At 57.0% G+C, this 21,401-nt stretch carries 20 protein-coding genes; 4 read left to right on the top strand and 16 right to left on the bottom strand.

Annotation, left to right across the window (positions count from 1 at the left end):
• Positions 1-177: 177 nt before the first annotated feature.
• The 6 genes from ACIPF8_RS11310 to ACIPF8_RS11335 all read right to left on the bottom strand — a co-directional run bounded on the left by ACIPF8_RS11310 (position 178) and on the right by ACIPF8_RS11335 (position 6,624).
• Positions 178-906, bottom strand: a complete 729-nt coding sequence (locus ACIPF8_RS11310; protein WP_400420943.1) for a site-2 protease family protein — start codon at positions 904-906, stop codon at positions 178-180.
• 11 nt (positions 907-917) lie between these two features.
• Positions 918-1,937 (bottom strand): DUF2167 domain-containing protein, encoded by a 1,020-nt coding sequence (locus ACIPF8_RS11315; RefSeq protein WP_400420944.1) that lies wholly within the window; start codon positions 1,935-1,937, stop codon positions 918-920.
• A gap of 289 nt (positions 1,938-2,226) precedes the next feature.
• On the bottom strand, positions 2,227-3,579 hold the full coding sequence (locus ACIPF8_RS11320; RefSeq protein WP_400420945.1) for a GntP family permease: 1,353 nt from the start codon (positions 3,577-3,579) through the stop codon (positions 2,227-2,229).
• Positions 3,580-3,793: 214 nt separating this feature from the next.
• Positions 3,794-4,177 (bottom strand): RidA family protein, encoded by a 384-nt coding sequence (locus ACIPF8_RS11325; protein ID WP_061535381.1) that lies wholly within the window; start codon positions 4,175-4,177, stop codon positions 3,794-3,796.
• 46 nt (positions 4,178-4,223) lie between these two features.
• Positions 4,224-5,723, bottom strand: coding sequence for an amidohydrolase family protein (locus tag ACIPF8_RS11330; protein ID WP_400421304.1), 1,500 nt, complete (start codon positions 5,721-5,723; stop codon positions 4,224-4,226).
• 19 nt (positions 5,724-5,742) lie between these two features.
• Positions 5,743-6,624, bottom strand: coding sequence for a MurR/RpiR family transcriptional regulator (locus tag ACIPF8_RS11335; RefSeq protein WP_400420947.1), 882 nt, complete (start codon positions 6,622-6,624; stop codon positions 5,743-5,745).
• Between the two features lie 234 nt (positions 6,625-6,858).
• Between ACIPF8_RS11335 and ACIPF8_RS11340 the strand changes: the two genes are divergently transcribed.
• Together ACIPF8_RS11340 and ACIPF8_RS11345 are read left to right on the top strand one after the other, a co-directional pair.
• Positions 6,859-8,151 (top strand): amino acid deaminase, encoded by a 1,293-nt coding sequence (locus tag ACIPF8_RS11340; RefSeq protein WP_400420948.1) that lies wholly within the window; start codon positions 6,859-6,861, stop codon positions 8,149-8,151.
• 19 nt (positions 8,152-8,170) lie between these two features.
• Positions 8,171-9,091 (top strand): sugar kinase, encoded by a 921-nt coding sequence (locus tag ACIPF8_RS11345; protein WP_400420950.1) that lies wholly within the window; start codon positions 8,171-8,173, stop codon positions 9,089-9,091.
• Positions 9,092-9,218: 127 nt separating this feature from the next.
• Here ACIPF8_RS11345 and ACIPF8_RS11350 read toward each other — a convergent pair whose 3' ends face one another.
• Positions 9,219-10,727 carry a PLP-dependent aminotransferase family protein gene (locus ACIPF8_RS11350; protein ID WP_400420952.1) on the bottom strand — a complete coding sequence of 503 codons (1,509 nt, stop codon included), beginning with the start codon at positions 10,725-10,727 and terminating at the stop codon, positions 9,219-9,221.
• Positions 10,728-10,936: 209 nt separating this feature from the next.
• Here ACIPF8_RS11350 and ACIPF8_RS11355 point away from each other — a divergent pair, with 209 nt between their 5' ends.
• Positions 10,937-11,284, top strand: coding sequence for a hypothetical protein (locus ACIPF8_RS11355; protein WP_400420954.1), 348 nt, complete (start codon positions 10,937-10,939; stop codon positions 11,282-11,284).
• Between the two features lie 54 nt (positions 11,285-11,338).
• Positions 11,339-12,028: a gamma-glutamylcyclotransferase gene (locus ACIPF8_RS11360; protein ID WP_400421306.1), complete on the top strand. Its 690-nt coding sequence runs from the start codon at positions 11,339-11,341 to the stop codon at positions 12,026-12,028.
• A 1,196-nt stretch (positions 12,029-13,224) separates the two neighbouring features.
• Here the strand turns inward: ACIPF8_RS11360 and ACIPF8_RS11365 are convergent.
• The 9 genes from ACIPF8_RS11365 to ilvC all read right to left on the bottom strand — a co-directional run bounded on the left by ACIPF8_RS11365 (position 13,225) and on the right by ilvC (position 21,397).
• Positions 13,225-13,566: a hypothetical protein gene (locus ACIPF8_RS11365; RefSeq protein ID WP_400420956.1), complete on the bottom strand. Its 342-nt coding sequence runs from the start codon at positions 13,564-13,566 to the stop codon at positions 13,225-13,227.
• Between the two features lie 230 nt (positions 13,567-13,796).
• Complete coding sequence (locus ACIPF8_RS11370; RefSeq protein ID WP_400420957.1) at positions 13,797-15,347, bottom strand: 2-isopropylmalate synthase; 1,551 nt, start codon at positions 15,345-15,347, stop codon at positions 13,797-13,799.
• 145 nt (positions 15,348-15,492) lie between these two features.
• A complete protein-coding gene (gene lysM / locus ACIPF8_RS11375) occupies positions 15,493-15,972 on the bottom strand; it encodes a peptidoglycan-binding protein LysM (protein ID WP_400420959.1) in 480 nt (159 codons plus the stop codon).
• A gap of 136 nt (positions 15,973-16,108) precedes the next feature.
• The gene (pssA, locus tag ACIPF8_RS11380; RefSeq protein ID WP_400420961.1) at positions 16,109-16,981 is read right to left on the bottom strand and encodes a CDP-diacylglycerol--serine O-phosphatidyltransferase; all 873 of its coding nucleotides are present in this window, start codon (positions 16,979-16,981) and stop codon (positions 16,109-16,111) included.
• A gap of 52 nt (positions 16,982-17,033) precedes the next feature.
• On the bottom strand, positions 17,034-17,678 hold the full coding sequence (locus ACIPF8_RS11385; RefSeq protein ID WP_400420963.1) for a phosphatidylserine decarboxylase: 645 nt from the start codon (positions 17,676-17,678) through the stop codon (positions 17,034-17,036).
• Positions 17,679-18,122: 444 nt separating this feature from the next.
• On the bottom strand, positions 18,123-18,314 hold the full coding sequence (locus ACIPF8_RS11390; RefSeq protein ID WP_400420965.1) for a hypothetical protein: 192 nt from the start codon (positions 18,312-18,314) through the stop codon (positions 18,123-18,125).
• Positions 18,311-19,075, bottom strand: a complete 765-nt coding sequence (locus ACIPF8_RS11395) for an SIMPL domain-containing protein (RefSeq protein WP_400420967.1) — start codon at positions 19,073-19,075, stop codon at positions 18,311-18,313. The genes ACIPF8_RS11390 and ACIPF8_RS11395 overlap by 4 nt, the downstream gene beginning before the upstream one ends.
• A 197-nt stretch (positions 19,076-19,272) precedes the next feature.
• A complete protein-coding gene (locus ACIPF8_RS11400) occupies positions 19,273-20,220 on the bottom strand; it encodes an ion transporter (protein WP_400420969.1) in 948 nt (315 codons plus the stop codon).
• Between the two features lie 160 nt (positions 20,221-20,380).
• Positions 20,381-21,397 carry a ketol-acid reductoisomerase gene (gene ilvC / locus ACIPF8_RS11405; protein WP_400420971.1) on the bottom strand — a complete coding sequence of 339 codons (1,017 nt, stop codon included), beginning with the start codon at positions 21,395-21,397 and terminating at the stop codon, positions 20,381-20,383.
• Positions 21,398-21,401: the final 4 nt, after the last annotated feature.

Raw genomic sequence — 21,401 nt, forward strand, 5'->3', positions numbered from 1 at the left:
GTGAGGAAAATTACAATGAACAAGCTTTGGCGCTTACCAATATGTCATTATTCATTGTAGAGACGCAATGTGACGCGAGAGTGACAAGCTGCAGGAAGGGGAAATTTCAAATCGGGAGTACCGTCACTGCAACACGCCACCGCATTGGTCGGGCGGCGTGTGCAGACGGCGAAGACGCTAGAGCAAACCGTTATGAACCGGCGCCAGCATGTCATGCACGCCATGCGTCATCATCACCAGGAACGCCAGCAACGCCAGGTAATAAAACGCGTAGGTCGCCTTTATCGACGGCTCGATGCCGTAATAGCGCTGGTTTTCGGGGCTGGAAGCGTCGTAATTCCAGGCCTTCTTGAGTTGCGGCAGCGCCAGGATCACGACTATGATCAGCAGCGGGGTCGGACGATACACAAACAAGGCGATCAGCACCGGAACACCGGCAAACCATATGCGCGGAGAAAGCACGGCGGTGATGCGGCCACCATCAAAGGGCGAGATCGGAATCATGTTGAACAGATTCAGGAAGAATCCCGCATACGACAAAGCCAGCAGCAGATTGCTGTCATACCAGCGCGCGACAAAATAGCAGGCCAGCGCCCCCGCCGTTCCAACCAGCGGGCCAGCCAGGCCGACATAGGCTTCCGTTTCCGCATCGTGCGGCATCTCTTTCATCTGGATCCAGGCGCCGACGAACGGGATGAAGGTCGGCGCGCCGACCGCCAGGCCGCGTCGCTGGGCCGCCAGATAATGCCCGGCTTCATGTACGAACAACAGCAGCACAAAACCGACCGCAAAGGGCCAGCCATAGAACATGGCATAGACCGCTATCGACAGCAGCATGGTGCCGGACGTCGTCAGTATCTTGCCGAGCTTCAGGCCGCCCAGTAGAAGGAATAGCAGTTTGGTCATAAAACGCTACTTTACGTATGATTGGCCGGATCTTTGACGTCCGCCGGACGATCGGCTTTCAGGTCAGGCGCGGAATGCGTAAACTGCGGCGGCGCAAACGGCGACTCGTCAGTTTGATCCATCGTCGCCACGGGCGCTGCCGGCTTCGGTTCACGCTTGAAGAAACGCTTGATTGCAGCGCCGAACGCCACCACTGCCAGCAAACCGATCTTGAAGAATTTCGCCGCGAATGCAGCAATCACCGCAATCAGGCCGATTTTCTTGGCGGCGACACCAACCACCAAGGCGGCCAGGCCGTATTCGGCGACATGGTCGGTTGAAGCGCTGAAATCGGCATAGCGCTTGCCGTCGTGATAGTCGATGGCAGCCAGCAGGTTGTCGGCAATCGGCTTGTCCGCCGCCAGCGCCGACAGGTCGGTGATCATCGTCAGGGTGAGGTAGCCATCGCGGCCCAATGCCAGGGTGCGATAATTCACGCCGGTCTGCGCGCTGTTGGCAGCCTCGCCCTTGCCCCGCACGATCACCGACCAGACCAGATGGTGCGTTGTCGAATCATAGGTTGGCGCTTCGGCCCATCCACCAACCTCGATCTCTGGAATACCGCGCTCCTTGCGCGCCGCATTCGCCTGCTCTGTGCCATCGCGCAAGCTTTTCAGCATATCGTCGGCCTTCCAGTCGCGGGCATCGTCGTCACGTACATAGCCGTCCTTCTGGAAAGCGACGACGACGAGCCAATTTGCCTTCTCGGCAGTCGGCACAATCACGCCAACCAGCGATTTATCATCCACCACATCGCCAACCGCGCGCAAGTAACGCGCCGCGGCGGCAGCCGGCACGAAGCCGTTACCCTGCGGTAGCGAGAAAGTAGCCTGATCCTTGAATTCGATTTTCGCAGGGCCCTGCACCATGGCTTTGTTGGCCTCATCGGCCGCAGCTTTGATTTCGGCCTGGGTTTGCGCAGTTTGCGCGGCGCACGTCGCAGCAATAAAAGTCGCGGCCAGCGCGAACAAAAATTTTCTCAGAATTTTCATGGCTTGATTGGTAATTGGCATTGTGGTTTTAGGATTTTTTGCTTACCTGCAGTCCTGCTTTATTTATCCGCACTCCCAAATAACGACGGATAGTCTGGTATTTCGCAAAACTGCAGCCGCTTTAATACCATGAATATCGCCGTTTGTTGCCACCACGCACTTAATAAATAGGTAAATTTACAATTTTTATCGATTTCGATGCACGCTACGCTGCCCTAAAAGCAAAACGGCTCGCAGAACCAAAGTTCTGCGAGCCGTTTTCAAGATACCGGCTTAAAACGCCAATAAATCAGACTACCGTCGCCAAGCCCAGCGTCAGCAACAAGGCCACCACCGAAATGATGGTTTCGCACACAGTCCAGGTCTTGAAGGTTTCTGCCACGGTCATGTTGAAGTACTCCTTGACCAGCCAGAAACCGCCGTCATTAACGTGCGACAGGATCAGCGAACCGGCGCCGGTAGCCAGCACCATCAGTTCCGGCCGGACTGCAACGCCGCCAGCCGTGACGATCGGGGCGACAATGCCGCAGGCTGTCGTCATCGCGACGGTAGCGGAGCCGGTAGCAACCCGGATCAGCGCGGCGACGAACCAGCCCAGCAGCAATGGCGACAAATGCGCATTGTTGGCCAGTTCGACGATAGCCTTGGAGACGCCGCCGTCGATCAGGATGCGGCCGAAACCGGCGCCGGCGCCCACGATCAGGGTGATGCCGGCGATCGGCGCCAAACACTCGGTAGTGAATTTCAGGATCGATTCACGATCAAAGCCGCGCGCCTTGCCGAAGGTATAAAAGCTGACCAGCGTTGCAATCAACAGCGCGATCACCGAATTGCCCATCAGGCGCAGGAAATCGTTGGCGAAGGTTTTCGGAGTAAAGAACAAGTCAGCCCAGCTACCGATCAGCATCAGCGCCACCGGCAGCAGGATAGTGAAGATGGTGATGCCGAAACCTGGCAGTTCACGCTTCTTGTTTTCTTCGACGAATTGTGCAATGAGTGGATTGTCAGGATTAGGTACAACGAAGCGGCTAATCAACTTGGCAAACAACGGACCGGCGATGATGGCGGTTGGTATGCCGACGATCAATGCGTACATGATGGTGCGGCCGATGTCGGCGTTGTAGGCGGTCACCGCGAACAGCGCTGCCGGATGCGGTGGAATCAGGCCGTGCACCACGGACAGGCCAGCAACCATTGGGATACCGACCATGATCATGTTGGTGCCGGTACGCTTGGCGACGTTGAAAGCGATCGGGATCAGCAACACGAAACCGACTTCGAAGAACACAGGTAAACCGACGATCAGCGCCACCACCATCATGGCCCAATGTACCCGCTTGGGGCCGAATGCACCGATCAGCGTGTTGGCGATGCGCTCGGCGCCGCCAGATTCGGCCATCATCTTGCCGAACATCGTGCCCAGACCGACCACCAGCGCAATATGCCCCAGCGCACCACCAACTCCGGTCTCATACGATTTGACGATATTGGCCATCGGCATGCCGACCACCAGACCCAAGATCACCGATACCACGATCAACACGATGAACGGATTCATCTTGAATTTGGCGATCAGCACCACCAGCGCGATCACCGCGATCACTGCATAGAGCAGCAACATGTTTCCCTGAACCATCTCCATCAAACCCTCCTTTAATCCGGTTTATTTTCTGACGCCGCAAAAACCGCTGCCGGCCCGAACTTCCCGCTTCTCCTATCGTCGCACGCAAAATAACTTGTCGTGAAACGGTTGAGAAACGAGGAAAATCGATCCGGCACTATCCACATCAATTCAAAAGGGCGTCATTCTGCAACTATTTTCGATTAGTTGTCATGCATTTCCGCCGATACCACACTTATTTTTTATAAGCGATGCAGTCCACTTCAACCTTGCAATCGACCACCATGCTCGATTGCACGCAAGCGCGGGCCGGTGGATTGGCGCCGAAGTATTCCTTGAAAACACGATTGAACGACTGGAAATCGCGCGTGTCGTCGAGCCAGACGCCGCAACGCACCACGTGTTCCGGACCATAACCGGCTTCCTTCAAGATCGCCAGCACATTCTGGATGGTCTGATGCGATTGCGCGACGATGCCGCCATCGATCACCTCACCGTTCACCATCGCCACCTGGCCGGACACATACAGCCAGCCGTCGGCTTCCACCGCACGTGCGAACGGCAAATGCTGGCCACCGGTTCCGGAACCACCTTCAACACCATATCGTTTGATTGTCATCACTACCCCCAATAAAAAAACACAACAAAAATTTAAACTGTCCTATTTAAGCGACCACTGCGGGCGCCGCTGCCTGCCTTGCCAGGAAACGCCCGGCACGCAATGCGGTGGCGGCCTTTTCAACACCGCCCAGATAGGACAAGGCGCCGTTCACCCATACCGCCTCGATACCCTCAGCCGGCTGCATCGGATCGGAAAAAGTCGCCGCATCGCGCACAGTGTCAGGATCAAATAACACCAAATCAGCCCAATAGCCCTCGCGCACCAGCCCCCGCCCCGTCAGTCCGAAGCGTTCGGCAGACAAACCCGTCATCTTGCGGATCGCCACCGTCAGCGGGAAAAGTTTTTGTTCGCGGCTGTAATAGCCGAGCACGCGCGGAAAGGCGCCCCACAGGCGCGGATGCGGCAACGGATCGTTGGGCAAACCGTCGGAGCCGACCACGCTGGCCGGATGGCTCAGGATGCGATTGACGTCGTCATCCTGCATGCAGTGATAGACGGCGCCGGCCGGTTGCAGGCGGCGCGCCGCTTCCATCAGGTCGACCTGCCATTCGGCAGCGATCTCAGCCAGCAGCTTGCCACCCATCGCCGGATGCGGTTCCGACCAGGTCACCATGATGTCGATAGTGTCGGTCACCTGCTTCAGGTCGAGCGTCGACGAGCTGGCGGTATAGGGATAGCAGTCGCAGCCGACCGGCTGATAGCGTTGCGCCTGCTCCAGGGCTTCCAGCACTTCGGCGCTACGGCCCCAGTTTTCGACGCCGGCGCACTTCAGGTGCGAAATCACGACTGGCACGCGGGCATGCTTGCCGATGCGGAAGGCCTCGTCCATTGCTTCCAGGATGTCGGCAAATTCGCTGCGCAAATGGGTCGCGTAGATGCCGCCGGCGTTGGCCAGCGGCTCCGCCAAGGCCAGCACTTCGGCAGTCGGCGCGTTGATTGCATTGCCATAGGCCAGGCCGGTGCTAAGGCCTAGCGCGCCATGCGCCAACGCTTCGCTCAACTGGGCGCACATGGCGGCGATTTCGGATTCGGTAGCGGCACGGTCGAGGCGATCCATCTGGTTGCTGCGCAAGGCCGTGTGGCCGACCAGCGCCGCCACATTGATCGATGGCTGGGCACGGTTGACGGCTTCGACGTAACTGGCGAAAGTCGGATAGCTGAACGCGCCGGCTTCGCCCAGCAAGTTCATCGGATCCGGCGGTTCCGCCTTGAGGCTGACCGGCGCCGCGCTGATGCCGCAATTACCAACCACCACGGTGGTCACGCCTTGCGACAACTTGGGCAGCATGCTGGGCGTGCGGATGACGTTGGTGTCGTCATGGGTGTGGACGTCGATGAAACCGGGGCTAAGCACCTTGCCAGCGCCGTCTATCACCTGCAGCGCATGCCAGCTGCGCAAGGAGCCATCGGTGGCGATGCGCGCGATGCGCCCTCCATCGACTGCGACATCGGCGGCAAACGGCGCACTGCCACTGCCGTCAATCACCGACGCATTGATGATCAACGTGTCGCAACGGTGTACTTCCGTGTTGTTCGAATCCATATTGGTTTCACTACTCATCTCAATCTCCCAACGGCTCGCGATTACTGCCACCGCGATGCGCATCCAGCGTGAATTTCAGGCGCCGCAGCAACTCCTGGCTATGATCCTTCTGTAGCAGCGCCAACTCTGCCATCAGCACATCCAGCGCCATCATCATGGCGTAGCGCGACGACGACGGCTTGAAAATAAAATCGGTTTCCAGCGACTTCAGCGGCAACAGCACATCGGCCATCGCCGCCAGCGGCGAGCCAAGCGCAGTGATCGCCACCAACCGCACGCCGTATTCCTTGGCGACCGCGCAGTTGGCATTAAGCTCAGGCACGTTGCCAGTGGTCGACAGGACCAGCACCACGTCGTTCTTGTCGAGTGTCGCGGCTACCATTCTTTGCAACATGGCATCGTGATAGGTCGCTACCGGACGCCCCAAACGCACCAAGCGATAACGTGCCTCATCGGACAGCATAGTCGAGCCGCCGCCCATACCAAAGGCGTAAATCATGCGCGCCTGCAGCAAGGCTTGCGCCGCTTGCTGCAACGCCTCCTGGCTCAGCAAAGCGCGGTTCACTTCCAGCACTTTGTGGATATCGGCATAAATGGTGTCGACGATCTGCGGCAACTGGTTTTCGGCAACCGGACTGTCGGCGCGCAAGAAACGCTGACCAATGGCCGCCGCCTGCGCCAGATTCATCTTCAGTTCGCGCACGTCGCGGCAACCGATGGCTTTGGCGAAACGCGTAACGCTGGCTTCGCTGACGCCGGCCTGCTTGGCCAGCGTCTGGATGCTGGCGCTGGCGGCGAACGGCAAGTCGCCCAGGATCGCCTGCGCCACCTTTTGCTCAGCCAGGCGCAATTGCCCGCTGCGTTCGGCGATGCGCGACACGATATCGAATGAATGAGACATGTGCTCCAATGTCAGTCCAAGGTGCTTGGCGGGCGATCGAGTCGTATCAACGTACCTTGCTCAATTTCCCCGCAGAAACAAACTATATTTGATGCAATTGCTGCCCCAAAGAACCTTGCATAAGAATCATCAAGGTCTTGGAAAATTTCGCCATGATACTTTGTAACATGCTTTTAATATAGTAAATTCAAGGATATGATTACGTCAAACGAATTCTGACAGAGGGCCTTCAACATGAATGTTACAAACTATCACGCCGATCCAGCCAACCCGATCATCGATCCACTGAACAAGGGACTGGGCGCGTTTCAACAAGCCCTGCCCGCCGCCGAGGTCAAGGCCCTGAACTGGAATTTGCTGCGCGAAGACTTGAGCTTGCCGACCGCAGTGCTGTACGAAGAGCGCATGGCGCACAACCTGCAATGGATGCAGCAGTTCGTCACCGAATACGGCGTCAAGCTGGCCCCGCACGGCAAAACCACGATGGCGCCGAAACTGTTCGCACGCCAGCTGGCCGGCGGCGCGTGGGGCATCACACTGGCTACCGCCCATCAAACCCGGGTCGCCTACCAGCACGGCGTGCGACGCGTGATCATGGCCAACCAGTTGGTCGGCAAACAAAACATGGCGATCATTTCCGATTTGATGGCCGACCTGTCCTTTGAATTTTGCTGCCTGGTTGACTCAGCCGATGGCGTCGATCAACTCGGCGCATTCTTCAAGGGCCGCCAACAGAAACTGAACGTGCTGCTGGAACTGGGCGCCGATGGCGGCCGCACCGGCGTGCGCAACGCCGAGCAGCAAACTGCCGTGCTGGATGCCATCGCGCGCTGGCCGGATCACATCGTGCTGGCCGGGGTCGAGCTCTATGAAGGCGTGCTGAAGGAAGAAGCCGATATCCGCAGCTTCCTGCAACATGCGGTGGCATGCACCAAACAACTGGCCAAGGATGGCCGCTTTGCCGAGCGCGCCGCGCGCCAGCCGGTGATCCTGACCGGCGCCGGCTCTGCCTGGTACGACGTGGTTGCCGACGAATTCGCCAAGACCGACATCGGCCTGCCGCTGGATGTGGTGTTGCGTCCCGGTTGCTACCTGACCCACGATGTCGGTATCTACCGCGCGGCGCAGGCACAGATCCAGACCCGCAATCCGATCGCCCGCAAGATGCGCACCGAATTGCTGCCGGCATTGCAACTGTGGGCTTATGTGCAATCGATTCCCGAAACCGGCAAAGCCATCATCGCCCTCGGCAAGCGCGACGCTGCATTTGACGCCGGCCTGCCACTGCCTGCCGCCCACTATCGTCCTGGCAGCACCGCGCCAACAGCGACGCCGGCACATTGGCAACTGACCGGCATGATGGACCAGCACGCTTACCTGCAAATCAACGCGGGCGACGACATCAAGGTCGGCGACATGATCGGCTTCGATATTTCGCATCCTTGCCTGACCTTCGACAAATGGCGCCAGATTGCCGTGCTCAATCCACAGCACGAAGTGATCGACGTGATCCAGACATTCTTTTAATTTCGGCGGCGACAGAGCAATGACGATAGATATCCTGGCCTATGGCGAAGCAATGGTGGAGTTCAACCAGCGCGCCGACGATGCACGCATGTATTTGCAGGGTTTCGGCGGCGACACCTCCAACTTTTGTATCGCGGCGGCGCGCCAAGGCGCACGAACCGGCTATATCAGCGCGCTTGGCAACGATCATTTCGGGCAGCAGCTGCGCAATCTGTGGCAGGCTGAACAAGTCGACGCCACGCATGTGCTCCACGATCAGCAAGCGGCCAGCGGCGTCTATTTCGTTTCGCACGACAAGGACGGCCATCACTTCGACTACCTGCGCGCAGGTTCCGCCGCCAGCCGTTACACCAGTGCGCAACTGCCGTTGCAGGCCATCGCCGACGCCAAGCTGTTGCATCTGTCCGGCATCAGCCTGGCGATCAGTGCATCGGCTTGCGATGCCGGCCTGGCCGCAATGGCACATGCACGCAAACATGGCGTGCGTACTTCGCTCGACACCAACCTGCGACTGAAATTATGGCCACTGGAACGTGCCCGAGAAAAAATGCGTGAAGCGTTCGCGCTGTGCGATATCTGCTTGCCAAGCTGGGACGATGTCAGCATCCTCACCGGACTCGACGACCGCGATGCGATTGTCGATGCACTGCAGGCGTACGGCGTCGGCTTGATCGCTTTCAAGCTGGGCGCCGAAGGCTGCTACGTCGCCACTCGCGAAGAACGCCGCCTGGTGCCGGCCTACACAGTTGATGCGCTCGACGCCACCGGCGCCGGCGATTGCTTTGGCGGCGCCTTCATTGCGCGCCTGGTAGCTGGCGACGATCCATTCGCAGCCGCCCGCTATGCCAATGTATGTGCCGCCTTGTCGACTACCGGCTATGGTGCGGTAGCGCCGATTCCGCTGGCTGCGCAAGTGGAAAAGATAGTGGACTCGAAGTAGTTGCATCGCATGCAGCAGAACGTAGGGTGGGCAGATTTTCTGCCCACCCTGAGCTCATTCATTGATTAAGCGATCTTCCGCGTGGGCACAAGTGCCCACCCTACCAACGGCATTGGCGCCTACTTGATTATCTGGATACGACCAACTGCTCGGTTGCGGTTGCGCTGACATCACCGCGCTTGTGCAGCAGCTCGCTGACAATCTCGCCAAGCCGCTTTATCCCCTGTTCAATATGCGGTGAAAACGGCTGGCCGCAGCAAAGCCGCAGGAAGTGGTCGAAGCGATGCGAGTTGGAAAAAATCAAGCCGGGAGCGACCTTGATCCCTTCCTGCAACGCCGCCTCGAACAAGGCTTTCGACGACAACTGCTGCGGCAATTCCACCCACAATAGCGTGCCACCCTGCGGCATGCTGACCCGCGTACCGACCGGAAAATACGTAGCGATCGCTTCGGCGGTTCGTTCGCACTGCCCTCGCAGTGTTTCGCGCAAACGCCGCAAATGACGATCGTAGGCTGGCGAGCCCATGAAATCGGCGGCGGCAATCTGCGCCCACTCCTCGTTGGCGCGGGTATGCGCGAACTTGAGCATTTCAAGCCGCGCCTGCCAGCGGCCGCCAATCATCCAGCCCAGCCGCATGCCCGGCGCCAGCACCTTGTTGAGCGAGGCACAGTAAATCACATTGCCGCTGCGGTCCCAGGCTTTTAATGCAGTTGCCGATGTCGTATCGGCAACCAGGTCGCCATACGAATCGTCTTCGATCACAGCCATTCCATGCTGCTCGCACAGCTCGGCCAAACGCGCCTTGTGTGCATCCGGCATGATGCTGCCGAGAGGATTCTGCAAATGCGGCACCACCACCACCGCCTTGATATCGGGATATGTCTCAATCGCCAGTTGCAACGCCTCTATCGAGATGCCGGTGCGCGGACTGGTGGGAATTTCGAGAGCGCGCATGCCCAGGCTTTCCAGCACTTGCAGCAGACCGTAATAAGTCGGCGACTCAACCGCGATCATGTCGCCTGCCTGCGCCACGGCACGCAACGCCAGGTTGATCGCCTCAATGCAGCCGTGGGTGACAATGATTTCTTCCGGCACGACCTTGATGCCGATACCCAGGCTGCGCTTGGCAAGCACTTGCCGAAAAGCCTGGTTGCCGTTATGCGACATCATGCTGGTCAGCACGGTCGGATGGCGCCGCAAGGCACGGATGGAAGCATTTTTCAACGCTTCTACCGCATACAGTTCCGGCGCGCAGGTGGCGCTGCTGAAATCGAACGTGACCGGATGCTTGCGCCCTTGCGCAATGACTTCCGATACCCGCTCGTGAATGCCGACATATTGAGCCGGCATCAGTGCCGTCGGCTCCAAAAGACTTGACTCATCGTTCAACGGCAACACCTGCCGCCGCGCCTGACGCACAAAATAACCAGAGCGCGGACGCGCCTCCAGCCAGCCGCCCTGCTCCAGATGGCGCAAGGCTTGCAATGCGGTCGACAGGCTGACCTGGTGCTGCCGCATCAGGTCGCGCACCGATGGCATGCGGTTGCCCGGCGCCAGCGCCTTGGATTGGATCGCCGCCAGATAATGTTCAGCCAGGCGCCGGTACAGTAGCGACGATGCGGGAGATGGAGACATCGAGAAAGGTGTTCGGTCCATGAAGATAGTGATTGCTTGAATAGTGGAGCATCTCGGCAAAACAGAACAGATACAGAAACAGCCTAATCGGACGATAACAGATAAGGCCCGCATCTATCTGTTGCGCAACAGATAGCGCTCCGCTGTGCCTGTTCCGGCGCGTCCACGACGGCTACGCTGGAGACCTGTTCTTCATCAAGGAAATGGCCATGCAAACCACCGCCAGCGACGACCGCTACACCACATCCCGCATCCGGCTCGGTCGCGATCAAGCCACCATGTTCTATGCCACGCGCGGTACCGTGATTGTTGCGGAACAAGGCAATATCCTGATCGGCGAAAGCGCCAATCAATGGCTCGGCCTGACGACTGCCGTACAGTCGCTGATTGGCGCCGGGGAATGCCACGCGCTGCAGCGCGACGGCTGGCTGCGCTTACAGGCCGTCGGCCAGGAAAGCGCTGATGGCTTGGTGATTGCCGAGATGCCATCGACTGCTATTCCCATCTGGCTGCGTTGCTGGCATTGGTTAAACGCAACGCCACCATTAAAAGAATGACAAACAACGGCAAAGCACTTGTTGCAAGGCCGCGATCTGGCTTATTCTGTAGCCATGAGCATCACGCGTGAAGATCTGGAACAGGACCGCCTGCGGACGATCCTTGACAACACCCCGATAGCCCCCTCTCTGCTGTCCGAAGCAGCGCTGGAGGCGTCCTGGCGGGCTGCACTGGCATCGCTGCCGGATCCCGGCGGCGACGTCTGGCTGTTCGGCTACGGCTCGCTGATCTGGAATCCGATGGTGGAACATACCGAGCGAATACCCGCGATGCTGTACGGCTATCATCGCGGCTTCTACCTGTATTCGCGCATCAACCGCGGCACCTACGATAATCCAGGTTTAGTGTTAGGCCTGGATCGCGGCGGCTGCTGTAGCGGCATCGCATTCCGAATTCCAGCAGTCAGCATCGAAACCGAATTAAAAATGCTATGGCGCCGCGAAATGCTGACCGGCGCCTACCTGCCGCGCTGGCTGCCGATGCAACTAAAAGGCCAGAACAACCAGCGCATCAAAGCCCTGGCTTTCGTCATGAACCGCCAACACGAAGCCTACGCCGGCCGCCTACCCGACCTGACAGTCATCTCCCACCTACGCGACGCCTGCGGCCTATACGGCCCAGCGAGAGACTACCTGCGCCACACCCTGGAAGGCCTCCTAAAAGAAGGCTTCCAAGACCCCTACCTGGCGCGCCTGTGGGCGCAGCTGGAGTCGAGTGAGAACCTGATTAGCGGCAAAAAATAGCAAGGCTGCGGAGGCTTTTGACGTTGACGTTGACGTTGACGTTGACGTTGACGTTGACGTTGACGTTGCCTTTGACTTTTCGCATGCTGACGTTGCCAAATGGGACGGGTGACAGTCGGAAATAATGGGACACATGTTTGAGCGCAGCGAGTTTGTGTCCCATCCGACTGGCGCACGCCTCATTTGGGGACCCGCCAACGGCGGGCAACGGCTGTGCGATCGCCTTTCTTTGCTTACTTTCTTTGGCGAAGCAAAGAAAGTGAGTAGCTGCCGGGCTACCCCCGGCTAGTGTCCACGAAGTGGTAACCGTTTTAAGTAGCACCGGACGAACACGACTGATGCGCCACCGCACCTACTCCGTGGTCCGTTAAATGGGGTCAGAGTAATTTTCGCAAAAAGCCGCGAAAAAAAACTCCGACCCCATTTAACTGCGCGGGGGTTGGTTTTGACGTTGTTGTTGGTTTCGATGTTGCTTTTGAACTGGCTTTTGACGTTGCCGCTGCTTTTGACTTTTCGCATGCTGACGTTGCCAAATGAGACGGGTGACAGTCGGGAATTATGGGACACATGTTTGAGCGCAGCGAGTTTGTGTCCCATCCGACTGGCGCACGGCGCATTTGGGGACCCGCCAACGGCGGGCAACGGCTGTGCGACCGCCTTTTTGCTTACTTTTTGGCGGAGCAAAAAGTGAGCGGCTGCCGGGCCGCTCCCGGCAAGCTTCTGCGGAGTAGTAACCGCATTAGATAACGACGCGTGTTCATTGCCGATGCACCGTCGCACTCACTCCGTGGTCCGTTAAAAGGGGTCAGAGTAATTTTCGCAAAAGGCCGCGAAAAAAAACTCCGACCCCATTTAACTACGGCGGGTTGGTTTTGACGTTGCCGTTGATGTTCCTTTTGACTTTTCGCATGCTGACGTTGCCAAATGGGGCGGGTGACAGTCGGGAATTATGGGACACATGTTTGAGCGCAGCGAGTTTGTGTCCCATCCGACTGGCGCGCGGCTCATTTGGGAACCCGCCTACGGCGGGCAACGGCTGTGCGATCGCCTTTTTGCTTACTTTTTGGCGAAGCAAAAAGTGAGCGGCTGCCGGGCCGCTCCCGGCAAGCTTCTGCGGAGTAGTAACCGCATTAGATAACGACGCGTGTTCATTGCCGATGCACCGCCGCACTCACTCCGTGGTCCGTTAAAAGGGGTCAGAGTAATTTTCGCAAAAGGCCGCGAAAAAAAACTCCGACCCCATTTAACTGCTCGGGGTTGGTTTTGATGTTGCTGTTGGTTTTGATGTTGCTGTTGGTTTTGATGTTGCTGTTGGTTTTGATGTTGCTTTTGAATTGGCTTTTGCTTTTGCCGTTGCTTTTGACTTCTCGCATGCTGACGTTGCCAAATGGGACGGGCGACAGTCGGGAATTATGGGACACATGTTTGAGCGCAGCGAGTTTGTGTCCCATCCGACTGGCGCACGCCTCATTTGGGAACCCGCCAGCGGCGGGCAACGGCTGTGCGACCGCCTTTTTGCTTACTTTTTGGCGGAGCAAAAAGTGAGCGGCTGCCGGGCCGCTCCCGGCAAGCCTCCACGGAGTAGCAACCGTTTTAAGTAGCACCGAATGAACACAGCTGGTGCACCGCCGCACTCACTCCGTGGCCCGTTAAAAGGGGTCAGAGTAATTTTCGGCAAAACCCCCGCCGAAAAAAAACTCCGACCCCATTTAACTATGCCTCAAGTGGTATCAAATACCGACGGCCGGTTGCCTCGTATCAAACCCCATCACAACTGCGGATTCAGCTTCTCCGATTTCGAGTGCAATTTATTCAGTGCCGACAAATACGCCTTGGCCGAAGCCACCACGATATCCAGGTCCGCCCCAACGCCATTAACGATCCGCCCAGACTTCGACAAACGCATCGTCACCTCACCCTGCGACTGCGTCCCGGTAGTAATCGCATTCACCGAAAACAGCAACAACTCAGCACCACTCGCCACCTTGGTTTCAATCGCATTCACGATCGCATCCACCGGCCCATTCCCCTCGCCCTCGCAATTGGACTCCTTACCATCAATCGAAAACACCACCTTGGCACGAGGCTTCTCGCCGGTTTCCGAATGCTGCGACAACGAGACAAAACGATAATGTTCCTTATCGTGCGACTGCTGTTCGTCCGACACCAACGCAATGATGTCTTCATCAAAGATTTCCGACTTGCGATCCGCCAGTTCCTTGAAGCGGGCAAAAGCCGCGTTGACCTCGGTCTCGGAATCCAGCGCAATGCCAAGCTCCTCCAGGCGCTGCTTGAACGCATTGCGTCCCGACAGCTTGCCCAGCACGATCTTGTTGGCGCTCCAGCCGACATCCTCGGCGCGCATGATTTCATAGGTATCGCGCGCCTTCAGCACGCCGTCCTGATGAATACCGGATGCATGTGCGAAAGCGTTGGCGCCAACCACCGACTTGTTCGGCTGCACCGCAAAACCGGTGATCTGCGACACCAGCTTGGAAGCCGGCACGATCTGCGTGGTATCGATGCCGATATCGAGATTGAAGTAATCGCGCCGCGTACGCACCGCCATCACGATTTCTTCCAGCGCCGTATTGCCGGCACGTTCGCCCAAGCCATTGATGGTGCACTCGACCTGGCGCGCGCCGCCGATCATCACGCCAGCCAGCGAATTGGCAACCGCCATGCCAAGGTCGTTATGGCAATGCACCGACCAGATCGCCTTGTCGGAATTCGGAATCCGTTCGCGCAGCGTCTTCAACATGTGGCCATACAACTCCGGCACGCCATAACCGACGGTATCGGCAAAGTTGATGGTGGTCGCGCCTTCGGCAATCACCGCTTCCAAGACGCGGCACAGAAAATCCATGTCGGAACGGCTGCCGTCTTCCGGACTGAATTCAACGTCATCGGTAAACTTGCGGGCAAAGCGCACCGCCTGCTTGGCTTGCTCAAACACCTGGTCCGGCGTCATGCGCAGCTTCTTTTCCATGTGCAGCGGCGAGGTCGCCAGGAAAGTATGAATCCGCTTGCGCTCGGCCGGCTGCAATGCCTCGGCAGCACGCGCGATATCGCGATCGTTGGCGCGCGACAGCGAACAGACGGTGGAGTCCTTAACGATGCCGGCGATCGCCTTGATCGCTTCAAAGTCGCCCGGCGAAGCGGCGGCAAACCCGGCCTCGATCACGTCGACTTTCATCCGCTCCAATTGCTTGGCGATACGGATTTTTTCATCCTTGGTCATCGAAGCACCGGGCGATTGCTCGCCATCGCGCAAGGTGGTGTCGAATATGATCAGTTTTTCGGGTGAGTTGGCTGCCATGCTGTGCTCCTGATTGGTCTACTAAACCATCAATTTTAATGACTTTGCCCGATCCCGGTATAAAAATAACAAAATTCCGGGCGTAAAAAAACCGCCCGGCGAAAACCGGGCGGCTGGTGTCGTTATTACTGTTGCTGCAGGAAAATCAGCTCAGCGGCGGAATACGCAGCTTTTGGCCTGGATAAATCAGATCCACGCTCTTCAACATCGGCTTGTTAGCTTCAAAAATGGCGTTGTATTTATTCGGGTCGCCGTAGAACTGTTTGGAAATCTTCGACAGGTTGTCGCCGCTGACCACGTCATACCATTGCGACTCGTCTGCAGCTTCTGCGACGGTCAGGTTGTCGACCACATCCTTGACGTCCTTGACGTTACCGCAGCACAAAATGATTTTTTCGCGCGTCTGCTGATCCGGCGCTTCGCCGCCGGCAGTGACAGTTGATGAAACAGCAGCAAAGGCTATCGTCAGGCCGCTGGTATCAATTCCTTGAGTGCCGACGTAGGTTTTAATCGCATCTGCCGCTGCATTCTGCAACTCTTCGACATTCGGCGCTGCCGCGACTTCTTCCGGTTTATGTCCCAGCAGCTTTTCACCTGCGTCTTTGATAAAAGAAAGTAAACCCATTTTTTTCTCCAGTAGAAGTTGAAAAAGGATGATGCCACTTGCCTTGCTACCGTGCTGCTTGAAGCGTAAGGTTTAACAACATTTAACCTTACCAATATGTCACAAGCATGACTTCAGAGGTTTGAGAGGTCTTTTCTTAGTCTTTATCGTCGTGCTCAAGTTCCGTCTGTACGATGCTGACCGGCTTGCCCTTGAACCAGCGCCAGAAATAGACGCCGAATCCCGACAGGCCGTACAGCACGAACAAGCCGAACAACACCTTCGACGGATCGCTGAAGATCGCCACCAGCGCCAGCACCACCAGGAAGGCGGCGATGAACGGCATCGGCTTGCGCAGGTTGATATCCTTGAAACTGTAAAACGGCACGTTGCTGACCATGGTCAGGCCGGCATACAAGGTGATGGCCCAGGCGGCCCAGCTCAACGACGTGCCGCGGAAACCGAGATCATCCATCAGCCAGACAAAACCGGCCACCAGCGCTGCGGCAGCGGGACTTGGCAAGCCCTGGAAATAGCGCTTGTCGACCACCGTGATATTGGTATTGAAGCGCGCCAGGCGCAACGCACCGCCGGCGCAATAAACAAAAGCCGCCAACCAGCCAAGCTTGCCCATGCCGCGCAATGACCACTCGTACACTACCAACGCTGGTGCAGCGCCGAACGACACCATGTCCGACAAACTGTCATATTGCGCGCCGAACTCGCTCTGTGTATTGGTCAGGCGTGCAACACGCCCATCCAGACTGTCCAGCACCATTGCCACGAAAATGGCGATCGAAGCCTGGTCAAAACGCAGGTTCATCGCCATCACGATCGCATAAAAGCCACAAAACAGCGCCGCTGTCGTGAACGCATTCGGCAACAGATAGATGCCGCGCCGGCGTCGGACTTGCGCCATCGGCACTTCATCGTCTGCATACCCGCCGCGCTCGACATTTTTGTTCAGGCGCAGCGCCTTAGGGAACTGTGCGGCACTGCTTTTCGCTTTACGGCGCTTGAATGTGGCCATGTAAGTTCCGTTTCAATCAACTCAAAATGCAAACAACGCAAACAACGTATTCTTAGAATTCGGCCAGGATGGTTTCAGTAGCTGACACCTTGTCGCCGACAGCCACCTTCGGTGTCGCCGTCAGCGGCAGATAAACGTCAACGCGCGAGCCGAAGCGGATAAACCCATAGCGCTGGCCACGCGCCAGCACGTCTGCGACTTTGACGTAGCACAGGATGCGGCGAGCGATCAGGCCGGCAACCTGGACGCAGGTTACGGTCTGGCCGTTGGCGGCAGTGATGACCAAGGCGTTGCGTTCATTTTCAATCGATGCCTTGTCGAGATCGGCATTCACGAATTTGCCCGGGAAATACTGGACCTTCTCGATCTTGCCGTCGACCGGAGCGCGGTTCGAATGCACATTGAACACATTCATGAAAACGCTGATCTTCAGTGCTTCACGATTGGCATACGGATCCATGGTTTTCTCGACCACCACGATACGGCCATCGGCTGGCGACAGCACGGCGCCGGGCTGTTGTGGGATCACACGGGCAGGATCACGGAAAAATTGCAATACGAATAGCGCAATAATCCAGAATGGCAGCGACCAGGCCGGCGAAAACAGCGTGATCAGCAATGCGACCGCAAATGCGATGCCAAGGAACGGCCAGCCTTCGCGGGCAATAATAGGATGGGGATAATTATTCAACTGCACTCCGGATTATCTTGATAAATGTTGGAAATTTGAAAGCGTGGCTATTTTAGTTCTAGTCGAGCCGGAAAGAAATCTAAGCTTCTGCATTTCGGCAGCAATCGCCCGTCAAAAAGCGGCTGCTGGCCAAATTAAAGCCAATTGACGGCAAAACCCAAAGGTAAAGCCGGACTCGCTGCCCAACGCTGCATTATTTGCTGATTAGTCAATGACTGGATCGTCGATGAAACAGATCGTCTGCATGATACTAGAGGAAACTAACGTTCATCGAAAGAAACATTGCCCTGGCATTGTATAAAAAGGCCGGGCATTTCGCTCGATTTTATTGACGTGGGAAATAATGGCAAATTAATTTTCAATTAGACAATATACCAGTCATTTCCCAGCTGAGGGGCCGCGACGGATAAACGCCGCAGCCCTTTATCACTTCGTCACTTTTTCACTTCGTCACTTTTGCTGCTCTTCTTCTGCCGCCCGCCGGCTCTCCTCGGCTTGCTGCAACTGTTTCTCAACGCCCTTGGCCTTTTCGAGCGCGTCGGTTTGCGTCTTGAATATTTCCGGAGACGGCGCAGACGGCTTGCAGGCGCTCAATGCGAGCGTTGCCGCAAACACCGTGCAGAAGATGGCGCCGGGCTTCATTTGAAACGGACTTTACCCACCACGCGCATGTTCAACGTGGTTTCACCCGGCTCGAAGCTAGGCTCTTCCACCGGCGCCGCATCACTCATCGAAGCGGCGCGCATCATCATGGCCTTGGGCGCAGCGGCTTCCTGAGCGTAGTTGCCAGAGCCTTCAAAATCGACCGTATCGATGACCGCATCCGATACATTGCGGCCCATCGCATGCGCGATCGAGGTAATCCGCTCCGTCAGGTTCTGGTAAGTTGCAGCGATGCGCTGGTCATCCAGCTTCTTGCTGGTGGCGTCGCTCAAGCCGAAATACAGGCCGTTCAATCCCAGGACGCTTTGTACTGCTGCCACCGTCTTTGGCAGGTTGTTCAAATTGGTCGTGGTCGCATCGAGGTATTGCCCGACTCGCCAACCAGTCGGCTGGCGCGGCTTGTTGGCGTTGCCGCGCGGTTGCGGCTGATCTTCTGGATAAACCGGATAGGTGTAGTAGCCGCGTGTCTGCAGGATCGCCTGCGGATCCTGGCGCTTCAGGATATCGGTACCCTGTTTCATCTTCAGGTTGACGCGTGAAGCGGCAGCTGCCTTGTCCTTATCCTGCTCTTCGACATTGAAAGTAATCCGCACCTGGTCGTTGGCGTGCTTGACTTCGCCGTAGGCCGGCACGATGACCAGCGTGCCGCTGGACAGCGCTGGCGCGGGGGCCTGGGCATGGGCGGCGAAACCGGTGGCAGCCAGTAGGGACGACAACATCAATTTGCGTGATCGCGACATATCATTCTCCAGGAAAAAGTGAAGCAGGACCGGAAATCCGCCTCAAAGAGTGCACAACAATAAGGTTGCAATAAATTTGCAAAGCACTCTTCGAGTGCATTCCGTCGAATTAGTTCGATGGCAATATTGCCTGCAGTCAGCAGCTAATGCAAGACTGCCCGATGGCCCTGGGGAATGGCCACTTGAGCGCGGCTAGTTCATTTCTTGCGAGGATCGGCACGCAAGCTACGCTCCATGCGCTCTCGCATGCCCGCCATATCAGGCGGCTCCGTCCCGGCCGCTGCCGCGTCGTATTGATAGGGCTCCAGCTTCTCTCCGCAATGTTTGCAAAACAGCGAATCCGCTTCGTGCCCTTCTGTCAGGCAATTGGTGCAGGTGCGCGTGGTCGGTGTTCCTTTCATCATCGTCATCGCCAGCTCGACCCCGACAATCCCGGTGGGCAAGGCAATGATGCCGTAGCCCAGCAACATCGCACAGGAAGTAATCAGCTGCCCCAACGGAGTTTTCGGATGAATGTCGCCGTAACCGGTGGTCGTCAGGGTAACAATCGACCAGTACATGCCGACCGGAATACTGGTGAAGCCATTCTCCGGCCCTTCGATGACATACATGATGGTGCCCAGGATCACACTCATGATCAGCACCACGCCTAGGAACACCATGATCTTGTGGCGGCTGTTGCGCAATGCCTGAAGCAGCACCTGCGACTCATCGAAATAGCGCGGCAGCTTGAGTACGCGAAATACCCGCAGCATGCGCAACAGGCGCACATCAATCAGGAAATGGAACTCCGGCAGCAGGATCGCCAGGTAAGTCGGCAAGATAGACAGCAGATCGATAATGCCGAACAAACTCAGCGCATAGCGTAACGGCCGCTTGACGCACATCAGGCGCACCACATACTCGACAGTAAACAGTATCGTGAATAGCCACTCCAGTATGTTGAGCACCACGAAATCGCGCGAACGCACTGCGCCGACACTGTCGATGATCACGGTTGCCACGCTCAGCACGATGACCAGCAGCAAGGCAGTATCGAAACGCCGCCCGGCTTCGGTATCGGCTTCGAAAATAATCGTGTACAGACGCTCGCGCCAGCCGCGATCAGGCTTGCCGAACCTGCTTCCGATAGTGTTGGTTGCCATGTTGCCTATTAAATAAAAACGTTACGATTAATCATATGACAATCTAATCAATGTGAGGTTGCCGGTCAATCGCTTCCATTTTCACATTTAAAAAGAGCAATAAAAAAGGGACGGCATTGCCGTCCCTTTTTGTCATCAAAGTTAATCTAATCGATTTTGATTAGTTCTTCGATTGATCGACCATCTTGTTCTTTTTGATCCAAGGCATCATACCGCGCAGCTGCTCACCAACCTGCTCGATCTGGTGTTCTGCAGTGATACGACGACGGGAGATCAAGGTTGGTGCGCCGGCCTTGTTTTCCAGGATGAAGCTCTTCGCGTATTCGCCGGTCTGGATGTCTTTCAGGCACTGACGCATGGCGTTCTTGGTGTCTTCAGTAACGATCCGTGGGCCGGTGACGTACTCGCCGTATTCAGCGTTGTTGGAGATCGAGTAGTTCATGTTGGCGATGCCGCCTTCATAGATCAGGTCAACGATCAGCTTCAGTTCGTGCAAGCATTCGAAGTACGCCATTTCAGGGGCATAACCGGCTTCAACCAGGGTTTCGAAACCAGCCTTGATCAGTTCAACTGCGCCACCGCACAGAACGGCTTGTTCGCCGAACAGGTCGGTTTCGGTTTCTTCGCGGAAGTTGGTTTCGATGATGCCGGCACGGCCACCGCCGTTGGCGGTTGCGTACGACAAGGCGATGTCACGGGCGCTGCCGGACTTGTCTTGATAAACGGCGATCAGGTGCGGCACACCGCCACCTTGGGTGTAAGTCGCACGAACAGTGTGGCCTGGCGCCTTTGGCGCGATCATGATGACGTCGAGGTCGGCACGTGGCACGACTTGGCCGTAATGTACGTTGAAACCGTGGGCGAATGCCAGCGTTGCGCCTTGCTTGGCGTACGGTGCGACGTTTTCCGAGTAAACCTGGGCGATGTTTTCGTCCGGCAGCAAGATCATGATGACGTCGGCTGCCTTGACTGCGTCGTTGACTTCAGCAACGTTCAGACCGGCGTTCTTTGCCTTGTCCCACGATGCGCCGCCCTTGCGCAGGCCGACGGTAACTTTCACGCCGGAGTCGTTCAGGTTTTGAGCGTGGGCGTGGCCTTGTGAACCGTAACCGATGATGGCAACGTTCTTGCCTTTGATCAGGGAGAGGTCGCTGTCTTTGTCGTAGAAAACTTTCATTTTT

The sequence above is a fragment of the Collimonas sp. NPDC087041 genome, assembly GCF_044745265.1.
Lineage (GTDB): Bacteria > Pseudomonadota > Gammaproteobacteria > Burkholderiales > Burkholderiaceae_D > Collimonas.